Below are 19,188 nucleotides of genomic sequence, written 5' to 3' on the forward strand. Positions count from 1 at the left end.
TTCGCGCCGCCGCCGTTACATCCCCAGCGCGGTGAGATGAACTGCATCGCGTCAGATTTTTGTTTGCGCATGATGCTTTCGGGAAAGCGCTGCACACTTTCCCGGATCATGCGCTAGACCAGAGAACAACATGCGCGCCGAAATCGAACGGTTGGTAGAAGAGATCAAGCAGTCAGTCGGGCTGCTGAGGAGGCATCTTTGACGTCGAGAAATCGACGGCGCGCCTCGCCGAGCTGAACAAGCTCGCAGAAGATCCCAATCTCTGGAACGACCCGCAGAAAGCCCAGAAGCTGATGCAGGAGCGCACCTCGCTGGAGGATGCGCTGTCGGGCATCGGCAAGGTCGAGCAGGAGCTCGAAGACGACATCGGCATGATCGAGCTCGGCGAGGCCGAGGGCGATGACGGTGTCGTTGCCGAAGCCGAAGCTGCGCTGAAGAACCTCAAGAAGGAAGTGGCGCGGCGCGAGCTCGAGGCGCTGCTGTCGGGCGAAGCCGACCGCTTCGATTCCTATCTCGAAGTCCATGCCGGCGCCGGCGGCACCGAGAGCCAGGACTGGGCGCAGATGCTCCTGCGCATGTACACGCGCTGGGCCGAAACGCACGGCTTCAAGGTCGAGTACCTCGAAGAGTCCGAAGGCGAAGAGGCCGGCATCAAGTCGGCGACCATCCAGGTTTCCGGGCACAACGCCTATGGCTGGCTGAAGACCGAAGCCGGCGTGCACCGCCTGGTGCGCATCTCGCCGTTCGATTCCAACGCACGGCGGCACACCTCGTTCTCGAGCGTGCAGGTGTTCCCCGTCATCGACGACAGCATCAAGATCGACATCAAGGAATCCGACGTCCGTGTCGACACCATGCGTTCGGGCGGCGCCGGCGGCCAGCACGTCAACAAGACCGAATCCGCGGTGCGCCTGACGCATATCCCGACCGGCGTCGCCGTGGTCTGCCAGGCCGGCCGCTCCCAGCACAAGAACCGGGCGCAGGCCTGGGACATGCTGCGCGCGCGTCTCTACGAGATCGAGCTGAAGAAGCGCGAGGAGAAGGCTGCCGCCGACCAGGCCGCCAAGACCGATATCGGCTGGGGCCACCAGATCCGCTCCTACGTGCTGCAGCCCTATCAGATGGTGAAGGATTTGCGCACGGGCGTGCAGACCTCCGACACTTCGGGCGTGCTCAACGGCGAGCTCGACGAGTTCATGGCCGCGACGCTGGCGCAGCGCGCCTTCGGCACCACGAGCGGCGACATCGAGGACGTGGACTAGCCATGCCCCGCGTCGCCTTCATCGGGCTTGGGCGGATGGGCCACGGCATGGCCGGCCGCTATCTCGATGCCGGCTTCACGGTGACGGTCTGGAATCGCAGCAAGGCAAAGGCCGAGGACCTGATCGCGCGCGGCGCGACTTGGGCGACCTCGCCGGAAGATGCCGCGATCGATACCGACGCGGTCGTGACCATGGTCGCCGACGACGAGGCTTCGCGCGCGGTCTGGCTCGGGCCGCAAGGAGCGGCCAAGACGGCCAAGGCCGGCACCATCGCGATCGAATGCTCCACCGTCTCCTATGACCATTCCCGTGAGATGGGCCGCGAGCTCAACGCGCGCGGGCTGATTTACATCGATTGCCCCGTGACCGGATTGCCGGACGCGGCGGCGGCCGGGAAGTTGACGCTTCTGGTCGGCGCCGACGCGGCCGATCTCGAGCGCGCGCGGCCCTATCTCGAACCGATCGGCTCGACCATCCGCCATTTCGGCGCGGTCGGCTCCGGCACGGTCTACAAGCTCATCAACAATCTCATGGGCGCAATCCAGATCGCCGGCCTCGCCGAGGGCCTTGCGATGGCCGAGCAGGCTGGGCTCGACATGAACCTGGTGCTGGAATCGATCCAGGCCGGCGTCGCCGCAAGCCCGCAGGTAGCGCGTCATTCCAAGCGCATGGTCGCCCGCGATTTCAGCGGCGCGACCTTCACCGCAGCGCTGCGGCACAAGGATGCCGCCTACGCCGTGAAGCTCGCCGAGAGCCTGCTCGCGGGCAAGCCGCTGGTCGCGCGCGCTGCGGTCGAGGCCTACGCGCAGGCGAAGGCGGTGATGCCGGATGAGGATGAAGGCAAGATGATCGAACTGGTGTCGCGGCCGAAGCAGCGGTAGGACGTGTACTCACAAACTTCTGCTTAGCGATGCAAAGCGGAAGTCTCCGACCATGAAAGCTGTTTGGCTTCTGGACCCGAAGCGGACTATTGCTCGACCGCTTGTCCCGCCGTGAGCCGACGATCAGGGCACTAGCGGCGCGACAATCCCGCGTCAGACCGATCTGTGTACCAAGTCCTTGACAAACAATGGACGTAGACGGGAGTGTTAAGGACCATTGACCTGCGCAATCAGGGGTCTGCAATGCCCGAATCGGTCGAGACCATTGTTATTGGTGGTGGCCAAGCCGGTCTTGCTGTCAGCCATCATCTTGCCCAACGCGGGCGCGAGCACATCATCTTTGAGCGTGGCCGGGTCGCCGAGCGTTGGCGCAGCGAGCGCTGGGATTCGCTGTACTTTCAGTTCCCCAACGGGATGATGCGGCTTCCGGGGCACGCTTATGCAGGAGATGACCCTGACGGCTTTAGCCGGCGTGATGACGTCGTTCGCTTCATCGCAGATTACGGTGCGCGGATCGCGGCGCCGGTGCGATGCGGCGTCAACGTCACCGGTGTACGTCAAACCGAAGATGGGCGCTTGCTGGTGCAGGCGGGGACCACTTCAATCGCGGCTCGCAATGTGGTCGTCGCAACCGGACCATACCAAGTTCCGACCGTGCCGCAGTGCGCCGCTCATTTGCCCGCCGGAATTTGTCAGGTTACAGCGAGCCGCTACACACGCCCATCCGAGCTTCCTCCTGGCGGCGTGCTGGTCGTCGGCTCCGGTGCGTCCGGCTGTCAGATCGTCGAAGATCTGCTGCTCGAAGGCAGAAATGTGTACTACGCCCTGCGTGGCCATCGGCGTCAGCCGCGACGCTACCGCGGACGCGATTCAGGCTGGTGGAACGAAGACACCGGCGCCACCAATCGAACGACGGACATGATACCTCCCGGTTTTCGCGGCCCGTTGGTCACCGGTTACAAGGGTGGAAAAACCGTTGATCTGTACGAGTTGGCGCAACGTGGCGCGAGGCTGCTCGGCAGCCTCAAAGACATCCGCGAAAATCAAATTTTGCTCGCGACGGACCTTAACGCCAACCTTGAGGTCGGAGATGAAACCTTTCGGCAATGGCTCTCCACCATTGACGCCTACATAGCCGCCAAGGGTATTGATGCTCCCCCTGGTGGGGAGTACGACGAAATTCTTAGCGCAAGGCGGGCGCGTCTCGCCGAAATTGAATCGCTCGATCTGCGTGATGCTAATATCAGTACGGTGATCTGGGCGTTGGGCTACGGCTACGATTTCAGTTGGATCGATTGCGATGTACTCGACGCGCGTGGTGCTCCACGTCAACAACGTGGTGTCACGAGCGTGCCTGGACTTTACTTTCTCGGCCTGCATCGCATGCACAAGATAAAATCGGGATTTCTTTGGGGGGTCGGCGAAGACGCCGAGTTTCTCGCAGATCATATTGAGGAACGCAGGCGATCCCCCGCGAACGGTATAAGAGCCGACGTGCAATGACCGCTTCTGGCCCATCGCTTCCGTTGGCACGTCGCAGCGAGATGTCAGCAGCCAGGGGCAAACCGGAACTGCCCGACCGCCGGTCAAGTCGGCGCTTTTGACCGAAGCGGTCATCATTGCCCACGTGCGCTGGAAACCGTTCACCGACCGGGTTTCTTAGTGCAGACCGGGTCACCCTTTGGCATGACTTTGCAATCCCAATCGGGACCGAAGCCAGTCGCCTGATGGAAATAGGGAAATCGGAGGACAACGAAAACGAACAGACACGTTACGAGAAGGGTAAGTAGGATGCCCACTATGTCACCGCGCGTTGGGTACCACTGAGGCCATCGCATTTGTCGATCCACAACTCCCTCAATCGAGCCCTGCCCATTAGGGCTTGCTCCTGATGTTGCGCCAGTATTCCTCCGCGACGTCGGGGTCGATTTCAACAGGCGAGGAGCTTTCGGCATAGAGCCGGTCTTTGCCATCTTTTCGCGGTCCTGAAATCCAAAACCTCTCTCCCGTCTCTGTGTCGAAATAGTTTGCCTTGAACCCGCTCCCCTTCAGGCTCTGGAAAGTACGCCCTCCATAACTGATCGATTTGCTCGTTTTAGAGAACGTGACACGGCCAATCCGCGCCGGCCCATTCAGCGATGCGGATTTATTCTCGATATACATGATGCGCGTCTTCGGCATGCCCGAGGCTTATCCGTTGGCATTTCCCTAGCGGTCGAATAGCACGGCGGCTTCGCCGGGCCGAGAGCCTCAGCATTCAATCATAGCGGGTATGCCTAACAATTTACTCCTTCACGCGCAGCTCTGAAAGAGCGAACCACAGGCGTTGGCCGGACGGTCTCAAATGTCTCTTCTTGGCCCGTGGCCGACCTGCGCTCGAAGAGCCGAAACGTCTGCTTGCAAGAGATGAACCGACCAAGGTGAAGCAGCCCGCCAGGGGCAGCGTTTGACCCTGGCTGTGTGAAAAGCCGCGAGTCGGTTACGATTCCTCCGTTTCCTAATGGGGGGATACGGATGGGACGCTTCGTTGAAGGCGCGGACAGATCCCAGCTGACGCTCTTGCCGGAATGTCTGGAGGATTGGGTAGACGAGGGCAACGCGGTCCATGTGATCGACGTGTTTGTCGAGGCGCTCGACCTGCATGGAATGGGATTTGAGCGTGTGATCGCCAAGGAGACGGGCCGGCCTTCCTATCATCCGGCAGTCCTTCTGAAGCTTTACATCTACGGTTATCTCAATCGGGTGCAATCCAGTCGCCGCCTGGAACGTGAGGCGTGCCGCAATATCGAGGTGATGTGGCTGATCGGCCGCCTGGCTCCCGATCATAAGACGATCGCCGATTTCCGGAAGGACAATGGTGCGGCGCTTCGGAAGGTTTGTGCGAAGTTCGTTGCGCTATGCCGGCAAATGGGCCTGTTGCAGACCCCAAGCGTCGCAATCGATGGCAGCAAGTTCAAGACAGTGAACAACCGCGATCGCAACTTCACACATGCCAAGATGGCGAGGCGGATGGCGCAGATCGAGGAAAGCGTCGGGCGATATCTGCGTCAACTGGATAGCGCCGATCGGCAGGAGCCATCGGAAGCGATCAGCATCAAGACAACGAGGATTAAGGAAAAAGATCGCTCGACTGAAGCAGGAGATGGGCCGCCTGGAAGTGCTCGATGCGCAGATGCGCAAGACGCCGGATCAACAGATATCGCTGACCGATCCGGATGCCCGTTCGATGGCCACCAGTGGACGCGGATCGGGTGTCGTCGGCTACAATGTCCAGGTCGCGGTGGACACCGAACACCATCTGATTGTTACGCATGAGGTCATAAACGTCGGCAATGACCGTGGGCAGCTTGCTCGGATGTCGAAGCAAGCCAAAGAAGTGCTCGAAGTGGACAAACTCGAGGCGGTCGCCGACCGTGGCTACTTCGACGGAGAGGAGATATTGGCCTGCAAAGAGGCTGGCGTTGCAGTCACGCTGCCCAAGCCCATGACGTCGAACGCCAAGGCGGAGGGTCGGTTCGGCAAACAGGACTTCGCCTATCTACCTGACGAGGACGTCTACCGCTGCCCGTCCGGCCAGGTGCTGCCCTATCGCTATACCAACATCGAGCATGGAATGACGCTGCGCCGTTACTGGTCGACAGCAGCGTGCCAAGGCTGCGCAATCAAGAGCCAATGTACGCCGTCCAAGGAGCGCCGCATCACACGCTGGGAGCATGAGCATGTGGTCGAGGAGGTCCAGAGACGGCTCGATTCCGACCCCGACGCCATGCGGAGGCGGCGCGAGACGGTCGAGCATCCCTTCGGCACGATCAAGGCCCGTATGGGGGCGACCCACTTCCTGATGAAGCGCCTACGGAACGTCGCCGCCGAAATGGCGCTGCATGTTCTCGCCTATAACCTCACACGGGTGATGAACATCGTCGGCAAACCGCGCCTGATTGCAGCCATCCGCGCCGCCTGAAGCCCGGAAAGTGCGTCCAAAAGCGCAATACCGCGTCGCGATACCTACTTTGGCCGGTCATTGGACGATCCGACGCGAGAACATCGGCCGCCTGCAATGATTGGCGACCCACGGCCGCGTGCCGACCATCCGTTTGCACACAGCCAAGACCCAAACCGGAAGTCGCCCCTCTTGGCCTATTCAACGGCATAAGGGTTGAGCTTCGGAAGGCCCTGCTTCCACTTCACCCATTCTTCGGCGTCACGGAGGGACACGAAGTCCGCAACAGGAATGTCCTCGCGATCGGGGCGACGCTCACTAACCCGCCAGCCGCCCTCGACCAGACGCTCGATGATAAAGCTCTCGACAGGCAGATCAAGGTTGGTCATTTCTAACTGTATCAATCTGTCGGCTCTAGCGGAAGCGTAGAGTGTTCATGAACGAAAATCTTGACATGGCCGAGCGGTGTGCTGAAATTTCCCAGACCACGAGCGACACGACACTTCGCTCGATATTTGGCAGGATGTCAGAACTGTATCGTCAGTTGCACGCGGAAGAGGAAAAACTTGCTGACTGGAAGAGCAAGCAAGACCCTTCGTCAACATTAGATTTCATTTTCAAGAAGCCGCGAGATTAGTGTAACGCATCGCAGTGGACGATTGGGCGAAGAAGTGATTTCCGTTTCTGGTCCATCTGCGAAGTCGCGCTGGGTCTCACGGAGGTCCGATTATCGCGGGAGAGCGGGCCAAATTTGCTCAACCTGAGTTCTTCGCGTTTTGGCCCTTCTCGGACCTCACGAAACGTCAGCTTCCACGCCGCTCATGGGAGATAAGCGGACGTAGCGGATCTTGTAAGTAGACGCGCTGACCATCATTTGACCCGTCGGGCAAAACACCGGCATAATGGTATCGTCTGGCGCTAGGCGATCACGTCTTCCTTTTCAGCCCCTCGCGCCACGATTTTCAATATGTTGTCTCCAAGCGGCCGCTGCAACGCCTTGGCTTCATCCCAAGGGGCCCGCAGCCACACGTCCCATTCCTCCGCGCTCGTCAGGATCGCCGGCATGGCCTTGGGATGGATCGGTTCAACGACCGCGTTCGGGCTCGTCGTGAGAAACCCATAGACCTGATGCGGCCCCGGAACGGGTTTGGACTTCGTGCCGCGCTCGCCGTTGAACGTGGTCCAGATGCCGGCGAACGCGTAAAGTGGGCGCGCCTCCGCAAGCGCGAACCAAACAACATCCTTCTTTTTCGTCTCCGGGTTCGGCTCGGGCGCATACTCGGCAAAGCTATTGGCCGGTACGAGGCAGCGGTGCTCGGGCTTGAGCCAGGCGCGCCAATGCGGCGACGAGGTATTGCGGATGTTGGTGACGGGCGGCCCGCCAGTGCGGGGCGGCGGCGGCATGCCCCAGCGCATCATCACCAGCTCGCGCTCGCCGCCGGCATCGCGAATGACAGGGGCGGGGTAGTCCGGAAAGACGCCGGGCATCGGCGGCAAGTTGCCTTCGTAGCGACGGACGACACGGAAGAGATCAGCGATGGCCGCCTGATTGGTCGTGATCGAATACAGATTGCACATGGGTGAGATTGTGTCTTATCGCTCGCCCGGCCACCAGGTTGTGGGCGGTTGGCTGGCTGAAATCTTTGTCGGCCGCAGTGCCACAAGCTCGCTGCGCTTGTAGGGACGCCGTCGCAGCTGCGAGCAATCCTTGCAGCGCATGTAGCGTTCGAGTTCGTGGATCGGAGTCGTTTTTGGCCGCCGAATGATCTCGAGCGCTATCGTCTGATTGGTATCGCAGCCCTGGCAGCGGACCTCGAGGTAGGGGTATCCTCCGTTGATCGCATCGCCGATGGTCGGTGAGGGCTGCGCCGGTCCCTTGTAACCGAGCATGCGGCTGTTCCACGCCACGCAGGCGAGCTTGTCAGCTTCCTTGCGCGCCTCCCTGGCGCGCTCGGCTGACATCTTGATCTGAGTGCCGAAGAGATATTGGCGCGACTTCGTGGACATGCGGTCATCAAAGGCATGAGCCGGCAGGGTTTGGCAAATTATCGATTCCTAGTAGGCGAGGGTGCCGGCGAGCTACTGCTTCTCGTGGCTGTGGACAACAAGGCTGTCAGATGCTCACCAACTGTCGGACGGTGCCTTTATGGACATTCGGTTGCCGGCTAGCCTAAGCCCGTCCAATCCACTCGATGGTAGAGCAAGAAGTCGCTTGCAGGAGCCGATTGGCATTGACCCGTCGGGCAAAACACTGGCAGAATAGCATCATCGAGACGAGTTTGTTTGCACCCGCGCCGGTTCTCCCGCCGCGGGTTTTTTGCGTCTCGATCCAGGATGATCGGAGTAAATTTCAGACGGATTTTCCAAATGACTGAAGTGGTGAACTACAACCTTCTTTCCCAGAATGCTCTCGCGAGGGCGGCGGCCCGCCGCGCTCTAAAGCAGCGCACGCTAACCGAGATCAAATCCTTGGCGCGAACTCACACGAATGTCGCCATCAAGACCCTCGTGCAGATCGTGCGCAACAAGGACGCTCCCGCCCATGCCCGTGTGATGGCTGCCAACGCCATTCTCGATCGGGGATGGGGCAAGCCGTTGCAGCCGATTGCGAGCGAAGACGAGAACCCCATAAGGTTCGTGCACCGCATCGAACGGGTGATCGTGCATCCCGGCGACGACGTGACGATGGAGGCACATATCGAGGAGAGCGTGCGAGCACCGATCAGTGTGCTTGGCAGCCTCGGCGGGGTGCGCGATGAGGATGCCGATTATGAAGAGCTTTGGCTGGAGTCGCAGGAGCAGGCATGAGCGATATACTTCAGCAGTTGCTTCAAACGCGGGTTGAACCAGGGCCGAAACCCGAATGGCCGCGATGGATCGCCGACGCACTTGCTTACAAGCCTGAGAGTCCGGCGCTGGTGGACGCCTCGCCAACCAAGCCGGTCTCACCGGAGGCCGAGGATCAGCGCAATATTCGGCGATTGACCCGCGTATCGAACTCTTGAAGCTCAAGCCCGCGGGATACCGCGGGCTTTAGACTGCCGATGTCGGCTGCTGGGGTCCGAGTGGACATGTTCTAAGGGCCAGAGCATTTCGGCGTCTGACCCGAGGCGGCCCTCAATCTAGATAATCGACGGCTTGTCCCGGCAAGACGTACCCGTACACGCGGAAGCCATCACCGGTTTCCACTGCGGGCAGATGGATCTTTTTGAGGGCGCTTCCAACCTGTTGGCGGTGAGGCTGGTCGGTCGCGAAAATATCGACATACCGAATGTCGTCGTATCCGCCTTCTTGGAAGTGATAGAACCATTCGGCGTCCGGATTTGAGTAATATCCGTTGACCCTCATAATTCGATAGATTGTTGCCGATCCAATAGCGTACATGGCATCCCGCAATTCTCTCCACTTTGTATCGTTCATTACAGGATGAAGTTCAGCCACTCTTATCTCCGGTAGGTTCGCCTCGTCAGCAGCCTAACCTTCATATCAGGACATTGCGCTTTCGGTGAGATCATTCATAGAATGCTCCCGCGACAATGATCTTCGCTGCACGACGCCAGATATCAGGCGCCTTTGCCTCAAGACCGGACGTGTCCTGCGTCGCTTCGGCCCAGGCCGCCGCAGCTTCCAAAAAAGCCTCTATCGAACCATTTTCCCAGCCGTTAGCTCCGGGTCCGTATGGCGAGCTTGGGGCCGCCAATTCCTTCTGCTGCTCATCCCCCCGATCGAATGCCATTTTTCGCAGAAGTCGAATGAAACCCTGCTCGTCAGAAACGGCATCAGCTATCGACATCAAATCCTGAATCACTGGTCCTCCGAACTATCGAAATTTCGTCGAAGGTTATCACGACAGGCCGCAACGTCGCCTATTGGCCCATGGCTGCCGCGTCCCGCGGCCGAGGATATGTCGGCTATCAGGGGCAGACCCGACTATCTCAAACGTCATCACCGGAGAGGTCGGCCACCAGCGGAGTCAGTAAACAACCGGCCGCGCGGACCTAGCCCGCGCTGAGCCGCACGCCGGCGCGCAGGAATTTCTGCGGATCGACCGCTTCGCCTTCGATGCGGGTCTCGTAGTGCAGGTGCGGGCCGGTGGAGCGGCCGGTCGAACCGACGAGGCCGATGACCTGGCCGATCTTCACGACCTCGCCGACCTTGACGTTGATCTCGGAGAGATGGCCGTAGCGGGTCGAAAGCCCGTTGCCGTGATCGACCTCCACCATGCGGCCATAGCCGCCGGACCAGCCGGCGGAAACCACCTTGCCGTAGGCGGTGACGCGGACGGGGTCACCGCTGGCGGCGCGGAAATCGAGACCGGTGTGCATCGCGGGCCGACCCAGGAAAGGATCGCTGCGCACACCGAAGCCCGAGGTGAACTCGACCTCGCCGATGACGGGCTTGCGGTAGGGCACCAGCGCCAGCGTGCGGTTGAGACGGTCCATCTCGGCGCGCGTGGTGTGGATGCGATAGAGCTGCTTCTCGAACGGTCCGGCATTCGCCGTCAGCTTGACGGGAACGAACGGTCCGCCCATCGCACTGCGCGGCACGGCGGCTTCGAGATGGGAAAGGTTCAGGCCGAGATCGCTGACCACGCTGCGCATCCGGCGCATGCGCGAATCCATGCTTTCCTCGACGGCACTGAGCGCCGCCATCTGGCGACGCTCGACCTGGTCAAGCGAGGTCGTGAGCCGGACCAGCACGTTGTCGAAACCCTGGTTCTTGGCGAACTGGCTGGTTGGCGCTGCCACGACGCTCGGCGCGCGCGATTCGAGGCGCGCTTCGCGATCCGGCGGTGCCACGAAGATCACGGTGTCGCTGATCGGCGACGGTTTGGGCGTGCTCGGGCTTGCATCGCTCCGCTGCGGGGCGGCGCGGGGAATCGAGCCGGTCACGTCGGGCATGGCGCCGAGCGCCGTGGCCCGGGACTCCAGCGCCGTCTGGCGCTTCATGATCTGGTCGAGCTTCTGGTCGAACTGTTCCTGGTCGAGCAATTGGCGGCTGGTGGTGCGGTCGACCTTGGCGCGCAGCTCGGCGATGCGGTCCTCATAGGCGTATTGCATCTCGGCCTGACGGGCGATCAGCCGGGTCAGGACGTCGTCACGGAACGCGAAATAGGTGGCAGTGGCAGCCGACCACAGCCCGAGCAGCACCACGGTGCCGACCACGATCCAGAACACCACAGGCCCGAAGCGGACCTGCTTGCCGGCATGAACGATGGTGTAGGCATCGTCGGGGGCGGGCAGGGGAATCGCGGTTGCCGGCGCCGGGACACCCAGGCGACGCTGGAAGGCCCGTCCGTGGTCGTGGGGATGATGTTGGGGGTACTGCGAGTATTGGGCAGAACTTTTCGACATCGGCACTCCCGCGCCGGTCGGATGGGTTCCTTGCGGCTCAATTGCCGCAGCAATCTGGGCCGGTCATGGTTAATTTTCCGCAAATGGGAACGCGCGAATTGAAAGGATTGGTTAAAGGCTCCTTGCCGCCTCCAGCACCTGGTCGGCATGGCCGTCGACACGGACGTTGCGCCAGATCCGCGCGACCTTGCCGTCGGTCCCGACCAGGATCGTGGTGCGAAGAATCCCAAGGAAGCTCTTGCCATACATGGACTTTTCGCCCCAGGCGCCATAGGCCTCCAGCATTTCGTGCGTCTCGTCCGAGATGAGGGGAACGCCGAGCTTGTGCTTGTCGCGGAACTTCTCCTGGGCCTTTAACGGATCGGCGGAGATGCCGAGCACCGCAGTGCCGGCGGCGGCGAAGGCGTCGGCCAGGCGGGTGAAGTCGATCGCCTCTCTGGTGCAGCCGGGCGTGTCGGCCCGCGGGTAGAAGAACAGGACCAGCTTCTGCCCGGCATAATCCGCCAGCGTGACCACGTCGCCGCCATCCCGCGGCAGGCTGAAGGCGGGGGCCTTTTGGCCCTCCGCCAAGCCGGACTTCAAGCCGGACTTCAAGCCGGACTTCAAGCCGGACTTCAAGCCGGACTTCAAGCCGGACTTGGCCGCAGCCGGAGAGGAGGCCGATTTGGAGGATTTTAACTGTTTCGATGCGGCCTTATGTGATCCTGCTTTTGCTATGGTCGCGGCTGATTTGCGTGCCGGTGTCCGCTGCGTTTTCGCGGACCTTGTTTGGATGGATGCCCGCGTTTTTGCGGTCTTCTTTTTGGCGGTCGGACTGCCGGAGGGCGTTTTGGACGATTTCTTTCGGGATTTCTTGGACATACGCCTTCCTTTCGACGCTTTCGGCAGGTCAACCGAAGCGGTATTGCAGCTCTTGTCTGGCGAGCCGGAATCGCGCCCTTGGCTGGGCAAGTCTGACGACGCCGGAGTATGGTTACAAGGAATTCCACGCACCACCCCACTGCTCGTTGAACGCGCTCCCGGGGCGAAATGACGAACAGCAGGAATATTCGAGGTATGGCGGCAGTGCCGGCGCAGGGAGCGTCACTTCCCGCGAACGGCTGCGGTCCCGGCGGCGCTCAATCCTATGACGGGCGCCTGTATCGAGAAGCAATGGCAAGGAATACGTCGCCCCAGGACTACAACCGGGATCTTGATCGGCGCGGCGGCCAAGTTGAGCCGCAGGAATGGGACGACGCCGACTGGGATCCGGATCAGGAAGCGGCGGCGGGCCATCGCGCACGCCGGCTGCTGGCGCGTTCCGGTTCGGGCTTCCTCCGCATCGGTGACGGATTCGGCGCGTTGCGCCGCCGGGCGGGTGGGGGGCGCTGGCTGAAGCGCACGGCCGTGGTCATCGCCACCATCATCGTCATTTTCGTCGGCTGTTTCGGTGCGCTGTGGTGGCGGCTCGGCGCCGGTCCCATCAACCTGGACATCGCAACGCCCTGGCTCGCAGCCGCGATCGAGGACAATATCGGCCACGGCAACACGGTCGAGGTCGGCGGCACGCAGATCGAGCGTGCCGGGCGGGTCCGCATCGCCGTGCGCATCCGAGACATCATCGTTCGCGACCGCGATCATGCCGTCGTCGCCAGCGCGCCGAAGGCCGAGGTGAAGCTGTCGGGTGCGGCCCTCCTGATGGGCCACCTGCGGGCCGAGAGCCTCAACCTCGTCGATGCCGAGCTCGCCATCCGCATTGCGCCAGACGGCACCGTCACCGTGTCCGCCGGCGACACCGCAAAGCCGCTGGCGACCGGTGTCGCGTCCAAGAAGGACGCGGGCCTGCCGCCGACATTCCCGCGCAGCGGCGTCCCTCCGCCGCCATTCGCGACCGCGCCTGCGAACCCGGACGCCTCGCAGGCCGCACCGCAGGCGACCGCGCAGAGCGGCATCCTTCAGGGCCTCGACTGGCTCGACAGCCTGAGCATGACGGGCCTCGACGGCCAGAACCTCAACGAGATCGGCCTGAAGAACGGCAATCTGATCGTCGACGATCAGCAGCGCGGCAGCAAATGGTCGTTCGAGAACATCACGCTCAGCCTGCGCCGGCCGAGCCGCGGCGGCGTCGCGCTCAGCCTCGGCGAGGAGGGCGCGCGCCCGTGGATGCTGCGCGCCACGATCGGCCCGGCCGAGAACGGCGTGCGCTCGGTCGACATCAAGGCCGACAAGGTCTCGACCTCCAACATCCTGCTGGCGCTGCGGGTCAAGGATCTCACCTATACCGCCGACCTGCCGCTCACGGGCGAGCTCAAGGGCGAGCTCGGCCGCGACGGCGTGCCGACCTTCTTCCGCGGCAAGATCGCGGTCGGCGCCGGCAACATCATCGACACCGACACGCCCGACTACCCCATGGCGATCGACTCGGCCGAGATCAATGTCGAGTGGGATGCAAACCGGCGGGTGCTGGTCGCGCCGTTCAAGATTCTCTCCGGCGCGAACCGCCTGACGCTGCTGGCGCATCTGGAGCCGCCCAACGGCACCACCAATGACTGGCAGCTCGGCTTCAGCGGCGGTTCGATCCTGCTCGGCGGCATCGACAACGAGCCGCCGCTCGTCTTCAACCGCATTGCGATCGGCTTCCGCTTCGACACCGACCACAAGCGCATCCTGCTGACGCAGGCCGACGTCTCCAACGGCGAGATCGGCGTCGCCGGCACCGGCGCGCTCGATTATTCGGGCGAGCCGCGGCTGACCCTCGGTTTTGCGGGCACGCCGATGTCGGCCTCCGCCCTGAAGCGGATGTGGCCGACGCTGATCGTCCCCGAATTGCGTGAATGGGTGATCGAGAGGATCGAGCGCGGAACGCTTCAGCGCATCGAGATCGGCGTCAACTCGCCGACCAGGAACCTGCCGCGCAAGGGCCCACCCATTCCGGACGACGGCCTGTCGGTCAATATCGTGGCGAGCGGCGTTGCGGTCCGGCCCGTGGATGGCATGCCGGTGGTGCGCGATGCGGATCTGAAGGCGCGCGTGACCGGGCGCACCGCGACCGTCAACATCGGGCAGGGCATTGCCGATACGCCCGCGGGCCGCAAGGTCACCATCTCCGACTTCGTGTTCGAAGTGCCCGACATGGCGCCCAAGCCGTCGCCGTCGCGGAGCAGATTCCGTGTCGAGGGCCCGGTGCCTGCGGCCGCCGAAATGCTCGCCAATGATCGGCTGAGCGACCTGTCGGCGACCGTCGTCGATCCCAACACCAGCAAGGGAACGTTCGCGGCGAACATCCAGCTCGGCATGCCGGTCAAGGGCGAATTGACCAAGGCCGACACCACCTATGCGGTCACCGCCGATCTCAACGGCTTTGCCGCCGACAAGCTGGTGATGAACCAGAAGCTGGAAGCCAACAACCTCAAGATATCGGCCAACAACCAGGGCTACCAGGTCAAGGGCGACGTCAAGATCAACGGTCAGGCGGCCTCGCTCGATTATCGCAAGCCGGCCGAGGGCGACGCGGACGTCAGGCTGCAGGCGACGCTGGACGATGCCAGCCGCTCGCGGCTCGGCTTCGATCTCAGCCCTGCCGTCAGCGGATCGTTGCCGATCAAGCTGTCGGGCAAGATCGCGAGCGGTGCGGATCAGACGACGAAGCTCGGCGTCGAGGCCGACCTGACCTCGGTCCGGCTCGACAACATCCTGCCCGGCTGGGTCAAGCTGCCGGGCAAGTCCGGCAAGGCCAGCTTCAAGGTTGTGCCGACGGCGCAATCGACGCGTTTCGAGGACATCGTCATCGAAGGTGGCGGCGCCTCGATCAAGGGCTCGCTCGAGCTCGACGCGAACGGCGATCTCGTGAACGCGAACTTCCCGACCTACGCGCCGTCCGACGGCGACAAGGCCTCGCTCAGAGTGGAGCGCAGCCAGGACGGTGTGGTGCGCGGCACCATGCGTGGCGACGTCTTCGACGGCCGCGGCTTCCTGAAATCGGCGATCTCAGGCAATTCCAAGGACGACAAGAACAAGTTGAAGAATCTCGATTTCGACATCGACGTGAAGCTCGGTGCCGTCGCGGGCTTCAACGGCGAGGCCATGCGCAGCGTCGACGCCAAGATGTCGAAGCGCAACGGGGCCATCAAGGCGCTCACGCTGAGCGGCAAGATCGGCCGTGACACGCCTGTCGCGGCAGATCTGCGCGGTGGCCGCGCCCAGGGCAACCGCGAGGTGATCTACCTGCAGACCAATGACGCGGGCGCGCTGCTGCGCTTCACCGACACCTACACCAAAGCGGTCGGCGGCCAGATGGTGGTGGCGATGGAGCCGCCGTCTTCCGAGCCGAACACGGCGCGCGAGGGACTCATCAACGTGCGCGACTTCACCGTGAAGGGCGAGGCGCAGCTCGAGCGCGTGGCCGCCGGCGCCCCCAACGGCACCGGGAATGGCGTCTCCTTCAGCGCGCTGCGCGCCGAGTTCACCCGGCAGAACGGCGCGCTCACGATCCGCGACGGTGTGGTCAAGGGGCCGATGATCGGCGCCACCATCGAGGGCTCGATCGACTATCCCGGCAACCAGGTGTGCATGAGCGGCACCTTCGTGCCGATGTACGGCGTCAACAACATCTTCGGCCAGATCCCGCTGTTCGGCATCTTTCTCGGCGGCGGCAACAATGAGGGGCTGATCGGCGTGACCTACGAGGTCGTCGGTACGCCGGCCGCGCCCGTGATGCGCGTCAATCCGATCTCGGCGATGGCGCCGGGCCTGTTCCGCAAGATCTTCGAGTTCAACACCGGCAAGCAGAACTCGCCGTTCGAGGAATTCCCGTCGCAGTCGAACGACGGCTCGACCGGATCGACGCGCCAGCTGTCGAGCGGGTGCACCGTCGCGCGGCGGTAGTAGCGGGGTCCGCGGTCGTACATCGCGGTCAGATTCGATTGCAGCCATGAAGTAGGATGCGCTCCCTCTCCCGCTTGCGGGAGAGGGCTGGGGAGAGGGTGCCTCCGCAGAGACTCCCGATGAGGAGAAAGCCCTCACCCGGCGTGCGGGACGATGCTTCGCATCGCCCGGAACGCCGACCTCTCCCGCAAGCGGGAGAGGTGAAGCGCAGCCTACGCCGCGCGCACGCCCTTCAGGAACGTTCCGACTTCGCCGGAGAGCTGCTCGGCCTGCTTGGACAGGTTGCTGGCTGCCGTGAGCACCATGCCGGCGGCGTTGCCGGTCTCGTTCGCCGCCGTAGAGACGCCGCCGATATTGGTGGTGACCTCCTTGGTCGCCTCCGCGGTCTGCGAAACGCTGCGGGCGATCTCGGCGGTGGCGGCGCCTTGCTCCTCGATCGCTGCGCCGATCGAGGTGGCGATGCGGCTGACCTCCTCGATGGTGGCCGTGATGCCGCCGATCGCATCGACCGCTTCCTTGGTCGCGCCCTGGATCTGGGCGATCTTGTCGCCGATCTCGCGGGTGGCTTCCGCAGTCTGGCTCGCCAGCGACTTCACCTCGGAGGCGACGACGGCAAAGCCGCGGCCGGCTTCGCCGGCACGGGCCGCCTCGATGGTGGCGTTGAGCGCGAGCAGGTTGGTTTGCGCCGCGATGTTGGAGATCAGCTCGGCGACGTGCTCGATCTGCTGGGCGCCGTCGGACAGCGCGCGCACGATGGTGTCGGTGCGGCGGGCGCTGTCCACCGCGCGGCCGGTGACCTCGGCGGATTGCGCGACCTGCCGGCTGATCTCGGTGATCGAGGAGGAGAGCTCCTCGGCGGCGGAGGCGACGGTCTGGACGCGCTGGCTGGCCTCATTGGCGGCCGAGCCGACCAATGCGGCGCGGCGGTTGGTGCCCTCGGCGGTCGACGACATCGACTTGGCGGTGGTCTCCAATTCACCGGAGCCGGAGGCCATCAGGCCGACGAGCTGGCCGACGGAGGCATCGAAGCGGTCGGCAAGCGCGATCAGGGCCTCGCGCTTCTCCTGCTCGCTGCGAGCCTTGGCCGCGACCTGCTCGGCCTCGAGCGTGCGGGCCGTGAGCGCGGTCTGCCTGAGGACTTCGAGCGTCTCGGCCATGCGGCCGATCTCGTCGCCGCGGTCGGTCTCCTCGACCGGCTTGTCGATGGCGCCTTCGGAAATCGCCTGCATGCGGTTCTTCTGACGATCGAGCGCGCCGAGCACGTCGCGCGCGATCAGCCAGGACAGCGCCGCCATCAGCAGCATCAGGCCGACGCCGACCGCAGCAAGCTCCAGCGTCAAGGAGCGCACGTCGGCGTCGATGTCGTCGACATAGAGGCCGTAGCTGATGGTCACGTTCCAGGGCGCGAACTTGCGCGCGAACACGGTCTTGCGGAGCGGCTCGGTCTGGCCCGGACGGGGATAGAGATAGGAGGTGACGCCACCCTGCGCGGTCTCGTTGCCGGCCTTGATGATGGCGTCGGCGATCAGCACGCCGTTGGAATCCTTGGCGCCGGTGATCTTGCCTTCGAGCTGCTGATTGGCGCCGTTCACGACGAGCGAGCCGTCCTGATTGTACACCACCGGATAGCCCTGGTTGCCGTTGAAGTTCATGCGACGGCCGCGCTGGTGAAACAGGCTCTTGGCCTCGGCCTGCGTCAGCTTGCCGGCGGCCACCTCGTCCTGGAGCGCCTGGGCGTAGTTGTAGAGGAGCTCGACGGCGGTCCGCATCTGCTGGACGCGGTCCTCCATCATGCGGCTCTTGCTGAGCACGGCCGATACGCCGATGATGGCTGTGAGGGTGAGCGCCGCAAGGCAGACCATGCTGGCAAGCTTGGTGCGGATCTTCAGATGGCTCAGCAGCTTCATCACAGCCCCTACGGAATGGTTGTTATTGCTCGCAGCGGTAGCATGAAGTTCTTACCAATCATGAATGGAGATATGCGACGGCCTGCCGCGCGGACAGCGTTCGCAGGCGTGTGCGCAATGGTGCAGGCAAATTGCTCTGCCGGCGGGCTGCAGCCGATCTGAGGAAGGGAATCGATCTTGGATTTTGGTGGCTATGGAGTGGAGCCGGACGCGCAATGAATCGATTCGTTCATCGCATCATCATGTCCGTGCTGCTCGTCGCGGCCCTGGTTCTCATGTGGAACGTGCTGGGGACGCGTTGAAACGGCACCGGCGGGTCCGCCGGTGCCGTCCTGCTTGCGAAGTGATCTGGAGGCGCCTCAGCGCCGCGCGAACGCGTCGCCGGCTGCGCCGCTCTCCTTGCCCATCGCGGCATCGACGCTGATCGGACCGCCGCCGGCGGCCGACAGGTAGAGGCAGGCGAAGCAGAACAGGATCGCTGCGGTACCGCCATTGAGCAGCGGCAGGAACACCGGCGCATCGCCCCTGAACATGTGCCCCATGAAGTAGGCGAAGGCCATTTCACCCGAGAGGATGAAAGCGGAGAGGCGCGTGAACAGGCCGATCATCAACAGCCCGCCAACCACCAGTTCGATCGTGCCGGCCGCGCCGTAGAGCGACATCAGTTCGACCTTCGCGAACATCGGCACAGCCGGGAACTTGAACAGCTTGGCAATGCCGTACTGGAACAGCAAGAGGCCGGTGATGAAGCGAAACAGGCTCAGCAGAACCGGTTGAAAGCGAGAGAGAAAAGAAAAGTCCATTTTGGTTTGCCCTCCATCCAATGCAGCGACTTGGACCGCATTCGGTTCCTCCTCGCAAGCCACCCGAGATTGATTCTGCGCTGACATTTTCGTCATGTCGGACATAACACCGCAGGCCGGGGTTTCGGCCGCGTGCGATCCGCATTTTTTGCGCGTATTCGTGCCGGTCCCACCCGTA

The 19,188-nt window shown here is 62.9% G+C and carries 16 protein-coding genes and 2 pseudogenes; 8 read left to right on the top strand and 10 right to left on the bottom strand.

Going from position 1 to position 19,188, the window contains the following annotated elements; translation table 11 throughout:
- Positions 1-130 precede the first annotated feature (130 nt).
- The 3 genes and pseudogenes from prfB to N2602_RS18680 all read left to right on the top strand — a co-directional run bounded on the left by prfB (position 131) and on the right by N2602_RS18680 (position 3,646).
- Positions 131-1,262, top strand: a protein-coding gene (gene prfB, locus N2602_RS18670; protein ID WP_260383522.1) for a peptide chain release factor 2 whose coding sequence is annotated in 2 segments (ribosomal slippage) — positions 131-199 and positions 201-1,262 — 1,131 coding nt in all. Because the reading frame shifts where the segments join, the coding sequence is not laid out codon by codon here.
- Positions 1,253-2,143: pseudogene (locus N2602_RS18675) on the top strand (NAD(P)-dependent oxidoreductase); the annotation flags it as partial. The gene prfB and the pseudogene N2602_RS18675, both read left to right, overlap by 10 nt.
- A gap of 243 nt (positions 2,144-2,386) precedes the next feature.
- Positions 2,387-3,646 carry an NAD(P)/FAD-dependent oxidoreductase gene (locus N2602_RS18680; protein WP_260383524.1) on the top strand — a complete coding sequence of 420 codons (1,260 nt, stop codon included), beginning with the start codon at positions 2,387-2,389 and terminating at the stop codon, positions 3,644-3,646.
- Positions 3,647-4,018: 372 nt separating this feature from the next.
- Here N2602_RS18680 and N2602_RS18685 read toward each other — a convergent pair whose 3' ends face one another.
- Positions 4,019-4,324, bottom strand: a complete 306-nt coding sequence (locus N2602_RS18685) for a 1-deoxy-D-xylulose-5-phosphate synthase (RefSeq protein WP_260383525.1) — start codon at positions 4,322-4,324, stop codon at positions 4,019-4,021.
- A 333-nt stretch (positions 4,325-4,657) separates the two neighbouring features.
- Here N2602_RS18685 and N2602_RS18690 point away from each other — a divergent pair.
- Positions 4,658-6,104, top strand: a pseudogene (locus tag N2602_RS18690) (IS1182 family transposase).
- 176 nt (positions 6,105-6,280) lie between these two features.
- Here N2602_RS18690 and N2602_RS18695 read toward each other — a convergent pair.
- Positions 6,281-6,472, bottom strand: a complete 192-nt coding sequence (locus N2602_RS18695; RefSeq protein ID WP_260383526.1) for a hypothetical protein — start codon at positions 6,470-6,472, stop codon at positions 6,281-6,283.
- Between the two features lie 47 nt (positions 6,473-6,519).
- On the opposite strand from N2602_RS18695, the gene N2602_RS18700 reads away from it, so the two are divergent.
- Positions 6,520-6,720, top strand: coding sequence for a hypothetical protein (locus tag N2602_RS18700; RefSeq protein ID WP_036013408.1), 201 nt, complete (start codon positions 6,520-6,522; stop codon positions 6,718-6,720).
- 281 nt (positions 6,721-7,001) lie between these two features.
- Here the strand turns inward: N2602_RS18700 and N2602_RS18705 are convergent, their stop codons facing one another.
- Together N2602_RS18705 and N2602_RS18710 are read right to left on the bottom strand one after the other, a co-directional pair.
- On the bottom strand, positions 7,002-7,661 hold the full coding sequence (locus N2602_RS18705) for an SOS response-associated peptidase (RefSeq protein ID WP_260383527.1): 660 nt from the start codon (positions 7,659-7,661) through the stop codon (positions 7,002-7,004).
- Positions 7,662-7,676: 15 nt separating this feature from the next.
- Complete coding sequence (locus N2602_RS18710) at positions 7,677-8,090, bottom strand: hypothetical protein (RefSeq protein WP_260383528.1); 414 nt, start codon at positions 8,088-8,090, stop codon at positions 7,677-7,679.
- A gap of 360 nt (positions 8,091-8,450) precedes the next feature.
- Between N2602_RS18710 and N2602_RS18715 the strand changes: the two genes are divergently transcribed.
- Positions 8,451-8,891 carry a hypothetical protein gene (locus N2602_RS18715; protein ID WP_175421760.1) on the top strand — a complete coding sequence of 147 codons (441 nt, stop codon included), beginning with the start codon at positions 8,451-8,453 and terminating at the stop codon, positions 8,889-8,891.
- Positions 8,888-9,088 (top strand): hypothetical protein, encoded by a 201-nt coding sequence (locus N2602_RS18720; protein WP_172788678.1) that lies wholly within the window; start codon positions 8,888-8,890, stop codon positions 9,086-9,088. Before N2602_RS18715 ends, N2602_RS18720 begins: the two co-directional genes overlap by 4 nt.
- A gap of 112 nt (positions 9,089-9,200) precedes the next feature.
- Here N2602_RS18720 and N2602_RS18725 read toward each other — a convergent pair whose 3' ends face one another.
- From N2602_RS18725 to N2602_RS18740, 4 genes are all read right to left on the bottom strand, one after another.
- A complete protein-coding gene (locus N2602_RS18725; RefSeq protein ID WP_257187404.1) occupies positions 9,201-9,524 on the bottom strand; it encodes a DUF6678 family protein in 324 nt (107 codons plus the stop codon).
- 70 nt (positions 9,525-9,594) lie between these two features.
- Complete coding sequence (locus tag N2602_RS18730) at positions 9,595-9,891, bottom strand: hypothetical protein (protein ID WP_210268499.1); 297 nt, start codon at positions 9,889-9,891, stop codon at positions 9,595-9,597.
- 190 nt (positions 9,892-10,081) lie between these two features.
- Positions 10,082-11,437, bottom strand: a complete 1,356-nt coding sequence (locus tag N2602_RS18735; protein WP_260383529.1) for a M23 family metallopeptidase — start codon at positions 11,435-11,437, stop codon at positions 10,082-10,084.
- A 111-nt stretch (positions 11,438-11,548) separates the two neighbouring features.
- Positions 11,549-12,298: a peroxiredoxin gene (locus N2602_RS18740; RefSeq protein ID WP_260383679.1), complete on the bottom strand. Its 750-nt coding sequence runs from the start codon at positions 12,296-12,298 to the stop codon at positions 11,549-11,551.
- 195 nt (positions 12,299-12,493) lie between these two features.
- Between N2602_RS18740 and N2602_RS18745 the strand changes: the two genes are divergently transcribed.
- On the top strand, positions 12,494-16,300 hold the full coding sequence (locus N2602_RS18745; RefSeq protein WP_260383530.1) for an AsmA-like C-terminal region-containing protein: 3,807 nt from the start codon (positions 12,494-12,496) through the stop codon (positions 16,298-16,300).
- A 212-nt stretch (positions 16,301-16,512) separates the two neighbouring features.
- Here the strand turns inward: N2602_RS18745 and N2602_RS18750 are convergent, their stop codons facing one another.
- Both N2602_RS18750 and N2602_RS18755 read right to left on the bottom strand, forming a co-directional pair.
- Positions 16,513-18,207 carry a methyl-accepting chemotaxis protein gene (locus tag N2602_RS18750; protein ID WP_260383531.1) on the bottom strand — a complete coding sequence of 565 codons (1,695 nt, stop codon included), beginning with the start codon at positions 18,205-18,207 and terminating at the stop codon, positions 16,513-16,515.
- A gap of 359 nt (positions 18,208-18,566) precedes the next feature.
- Positions 18,567-19,010 carry a DoxX family protein gene (locus N2602_RS18755; RefSeq protein ID WP_260383680.1) on the bottom strand — a complete coding sequence of 148 codons (444 nt, stop codon included), beginning with the start codon at positions 19,008-19,010 and terminating at the stop codon, positions 18,567-18,569.
- Positions 19,011-19,188 lie beyond the last annotated feature (178 nt).

Source organism: Bradyrhizobium sp. NC92, from assembly GCF_025200865.1.
Taxonomy (GTDB): Bacteria; Pseudomonadota; Alphaproteobacteria; order Rhizobiales; family Xanthobacteraceae; genus Bradyrhizobium.

Bases quoted from the DNA above. Each gene is read 5' to 3' on its own strand.
- N2602_RS18680 (WP_260383524.1), top strand. From the start codon at position 2,387: ATGCCCGAATCGGTCGAGACCATTGTTATTGGTGGTGGCCAAGCCGGT.
- N2602_RS18685 (WP_260383525.1), bottom strand. From the start codon at position 4,324: ATGCCGAAGACGCGCATCATGTATATCGAGAATAAATCCGCATCGCTG.
- N2602_RS18695 (WP_260383526.1), bottom strand. From the start codon at position 6,472: ATGACCAACCTTGATCTGCCTGTCGAGAGCTTTATCATCGAGCGTCTG.
- N2602_RS18700 (WP_036013408.1), top strand. From the start codon at position 6,520: ATGAACGAAAATCTTGACATGGCCGAGCGGTGTGCTGAAATTTCCCAG.
- N2602_RS18705 (WP_260383527.1), bottom strand. From the start codon at position 7,661: ATGTGCAATCTGTATTCGATCACGACCAATCAGGCGGCCATCGCTGAT.
- N2602_RS18710 (WP_260383528.1), bottom strand. From the start codon at position 8,090: ATGTCCACGAAGTCGCGCCAATATCTCTTCGGCACTCAGATCAAGATG.
- N2602_RS18715 (WP_175421760.1), top strand. From the start codon at position 8,451: ATGACTGAAGTGGTGAACTACAACCTTCTTTCCCAGAATGCTCTCGCG.
- N2602_RS18720 (WP_172788678.1), top strand. From the start codon at position 8,888: ATGAGCGATATACTTCAGCAGTTGCTTCAAACGCGGGTTGAACCAGGG.
- N2602_RS18735 (WP_260383529.1), bottom strand. From the start codon at position 11,437: ATGTCGAAAAGTTCTGCCCAATACTCGCAGTACCCCCAACATCATCCC.
- N2602_RS18740 (WP_260383679.1), bottom strand. From the start codon at position 12,298: ATGTCCAAGAAATCCCGAAAGAAATCGTCCAAAACGCCCTCCGGCAGT.
- N2602_RS18745 (WP_260383530.1), top strand. From the start codon at position 12,494: ATGGCGGCAGTGCCGGCGCAGGGAGCGTCACTTCCCGCGAACGGCTGC.
- N2602_RS18750 (WP_260383531.1), bottom strand. From the start codon at position 18,207: ATGAAGCTGCTGAGCCATCTGAAGATCCGCACCAAGCTTGCCAGCATG.
- N2602_RS18755 (WP_260383680.1), bottom strand. From the start codon at position 19,010: ATGGACTTTTCTTTTCTCTCTCGCTTTCAACCGGTTCTGCTGAGCCTG.